Annotated in this window: 2 protein-coding genes; both read left to right on the top strand. The window is 61.0% G+C overall.

Annotation, left to right across the window (positions count from 1 at the left end):
- Positions 1-196: 196 nt before the first annotated feature.
- On the top strand, positions 197-2,368 hold the full coding sequence (locus NZK35_RS28940; RefSeq protein ID WP_259636012.1) for a tetratricopeptide repeat protein: 2,172 nt from the start codon (positions 197-199) through the stop codon (positions 2,366-2,368).
- A gap of 8 nt (positions 2,369-2,376) precedes the next feature.
- Positions 2,377-3,531, top strand: a complete 1,155-nt coding sequence (gene ribD, locus NZK35_RS28935; protein WP_259636011.1) for a bifunctional diaminohydroxyphosphoribosylaminopyrimidine deaminase/5-amino-6-(5-phosphoribosylamino)uracil reductase RibD — start codon at positions 2,377-2,379, stop codon at positions 3,529-3,531.
- The last annotated feature ends 22 nt before the right edge of the window (positions 3,532-3,553 follow it).

The raw sequence follows: 3,553 nt of genomic DNA, 5'->3' as shown, positions 1-3,553 counted from the left end.
AGCGGCTCACCATTAACGCGACTAATTCGACAGCCCGCTCGCGCCCTACCGCTAAAAAGTCGTTCACGGCGGAGGGCGAAGCCTGGGAACGAGCGAAAATCCGCCACGGCACGGGCCAGCGGGGCTTTGGCCAGATGCACCGATCGTGGTAACATTCTCGGCTCATCTCCCTCCATCCTCGATCTCGGCCCGTTCTATGTCTGTCGATCTGTACGCCGTTTGCCCCTGTGGGAACGGCAAAAAAATCAAGTTCTGCAAGTGCAAGGACTCCGTCGGCCAGATGGATCAAGTGCTGACGATGATCGAGGGCGGTCAGGTCGTCCCGGGATTGGATCGATTGAAATCGATTCTGGAGGAGCATCCCGATGCGGCGTGGGCGTTGGCGATCCGCGGCCGGCTGTTGTTGGATCTTCGCGAGTATGATTCGCTCAGTGAAAATGCCGAACGATTCATTCGGCTGCAACCCTCCAATCCACTCGCCCTGACGCAGCGTGCCGCCGCGCTCGTGTTCAGCCAGGACGTCCAGGGCGCGACCGATTCATTGTTGGAAGCACTCAACGAAAGCGGGCAGGAAGTCGACGCGTTCTTGATGGACGTCGCGTTGATCGTCGCGATGGGACTGGCCCAAAGCGGTGTCATCCTGTCGGCACGCGTCTACGCGTTGCTTGCCATCAGCTCACAAGGCTATGAAGCCGAACAGGCCAACGCGTTCTTGGCACAACTGGACACCTCACCGGGCGTCAATCACCTGCTCAAGAGCGTGCCACAATTGATCGAGCGTGACGCCGACGCGGATTGGGGCGAACGTTATGACGAAGCCGTCGGGTTGCTGCGCAGCAACAAGGTGCTGTTGGCGCAAGACAAATTCGAATCGCTTCGACGCACCGCCCCGAATCAAGCAGCGATTTTGTCGGGCTTGTTCCATTGTGCGGTTTGGCGTGGTGATCTGGAACGCCAAACCGAGATGGCCAACCAGCTCTCGCAAGTCGAAGCGTTGGACCTGTTGACGCGTCAACGTTACCGCGCGATCAGCGGACTGCTTTCGCCGATCGGAACCCTGTCGGTCAACGCCCAAACGATTCACGTCGAATTCGACGACATCGATCAAGCCGAGATGGCGTTGATCGCTAGCGACCGAACCGAACAACTCTCCGCCCAGCGGTTGTCCCAGTTACAAATCCCCGAGGGCGAAGTCCGACCCCGGAGCGCGTTTTTCGTTTCCGACCGACCGCTGGAATCGGATGATCAAGACGTGACGGCCGCCGACTGCCCGGCGTCGATTGCCCTGGTCGCGGTGTTCGGACGACAGACCGATCGGAGCGCCCAGGCGATCGCGTTTGACGTTACCGAAGACCGTGTCGAAACGGTCAAGGGCATCCTGCTGGCCGCGATTCCCGATGGCAAAGTCGTCTTGGACGAACCCCATCCGATCCCGATGTCGTTCGCCCTCGACGATCGACCGATTCGTCAACTGCAACCCAAATCAATGGCGGAACTGGCACGCTTCAATCGCGAGTTCGCGGCCCGCCACGACGGCAAGCGAGCCTGTGAGTTGCCGTTGCCGATGCTGGCCGGCAAATCGCTGGCCGGTGCCGCCGATGACGACGCGTTGGCGATCGAGCGGGCAACGGTCGTCCGTGTTCTCGAAGGCCACGAGCGGATCATCAGTCTGGCCGGCGCGCTTGCCGACATCTATCAAATCTCCAAAGTCGACCCGTTGCCCGAACTGCAACCGACCGACGAAACACTCGGCGACTTGTCAGCCGCCGATTTCTTTCGGGTCAATCCGGACCAACTTTCTCCGATGCAGCTGTACGTCTTGGCCAGCAATGCACGTGCGACCGGCGGCATGACTGCCTGCAATCGGTTCGCGGCGAAGCTGGTCGAAAAGACTGCCGCCGACGCTGCCAACGAGCAGGAAAACCGGATGGCGATGGAAGGTTACATCCTGTGGATGATGTCGACGCCAGAACCTGGCGAGTCGATTGCGATCAGCGATCGAGCGATCCAATTCGCCAAAACACACAAGCTGAACTTCGCCTCGATCTTGCTCGCACGGCTTGAGCTTTGTTTGTCGATGTCCGATCAGGACGGTTTCCGACAAACGATCATGGATATCGAAAAGAACTACGGAAACGATCCCTCCGTGATGGCACGCGTGCAACAGTTGCTGATGCAGTTGGGGATCATCCGCCCCGATGGATCGCTACGCGATGGCCCCGCCGCACCGGCAGCAGCCCCGACCGAATTCACGCCGGCGGCGCCTCCGGAAGAGCGTTCCGGCGGAGTCTGGACGCCCGACTCGCCGGCCGCCCCCAATCCCTCCGGTGGGGAAGGCGGCAAACTCTGGGTCCCCGGAATGGATTGAACGGTCGCATGACGTCGACCCACCATCCTGACGATGAACACTGGATGCGACTTGCCCTGGAACTAGCCGTCCAAGGACAAGGTTACGTCGAACCGAACCCGATGGTCGGCTGTGTGCTCGTCAAAGACGGGGTCTGCATCGCCCGCGGTTACCACCACCTGTTCGGTGGGCCGCACGCGGAAGTCGACGCATTGCAATCACTGCGGTCAACGGACGAGGCCGCCGGTGCGACCGCCTACGTCACCTTGGAACCCTGTTGTCACCATGGCAAGACGCCGCCCTGTAGCGAAACGCTGATCCGGGCTGGTGTCACACGTGTCGTCGTTGCGATGCGAGATCCCTTTCCGAAGGTCGATGGCGGCGGGATCCGTCAGCTGCGCCAGGCGGGGATCGAGGTCACACTGGATGTCGTGAAGGCTGATGCAGAAGCGTTGTTGGCACCGTATTTAAAACGGGTTCGGACCGGCACGCCGTGGGTGATCGCCAAGTGGGCGATGACTGCGGACGGTCGTATCGCCACCGTTTCCCGCCAAAGCCAGTGGATCACGGGAGTGGAATCGAGGCGTCGGGTGCACCGCTTGCGCGGCCGCGTGGACGCGATCCTCACGGCGATGGGCACCGTCGAGGCAGACGACCCAATGCTCAACGCGCGAGTGATCGACGCCGAGGGTGTGGCGGTGAAGCCGCCACGCGTTGCCAAACGTGTCGTGTTCTGTCGTCGCCGACTTCCCTCGCTCCAGTCCAAGCTGATTCAAACGGCAGACGCCATTGAGACTTGGCTGTTCACGTCACCACTGGTCGACGGCGCCCGATTGGCGGAACTTCGGCAACGCGGGGCAAGGGTGTTTGCATTGGACTCGGATGACCCACAGTCGATGGTCCGTCACGCGCTCAAGCGGCTCGGCGAACAAGACATGACGAACGTGATGATCGAGGGCGGTGCCGCCCTGCTGGGCAGTTTTTGGGATTCAACCTCGGGCGAGTGTCTGGTCGACGAATTCCACGTCTACGTCGGGGCCAAGTTATTCGGCGGCGTGACAGCACCCGGCCCCATCGCTGGAGCGGGCCTCGGACCCATCGACCTGGCAACAGCGTTAACGCTCAGCCGGGTGGATCGCTTCGAAGACGACGTGCGTTTGATCTATCGGCGTGTGGTTGGCTGATCATCGATTGATATCAGCCGGT

The sequence above is a fragment of the Stieleria sedimenti genome (assembly GCF_025060895.1).
Lineage (GTDB): Bacteria > Planctomycetota > Planctomycetia > Pirellulales > Pirellulaceae > Stieleria > Stieleria sedimenti.
This window is presented reverse-complemented; position numbering and strand designations above follow the sequence as displayed.

Bases quoted from the DNA above. Each gene is read 5' to 3' on its own strand.
- NZK35_RS28940 (WP_259636012.1), top strand. From the start codon at position 197: ATGTCTGTCGATCTGTACGCCGTTTGCCCCTGTGGGAACGGCAAAAAA.
- ribD (WP_259636011.1), top strand. From the start codon at position 2,377: ATGACGTCGACCCACCATCCTGACGATGAACACTGGATGCGACTTGCC.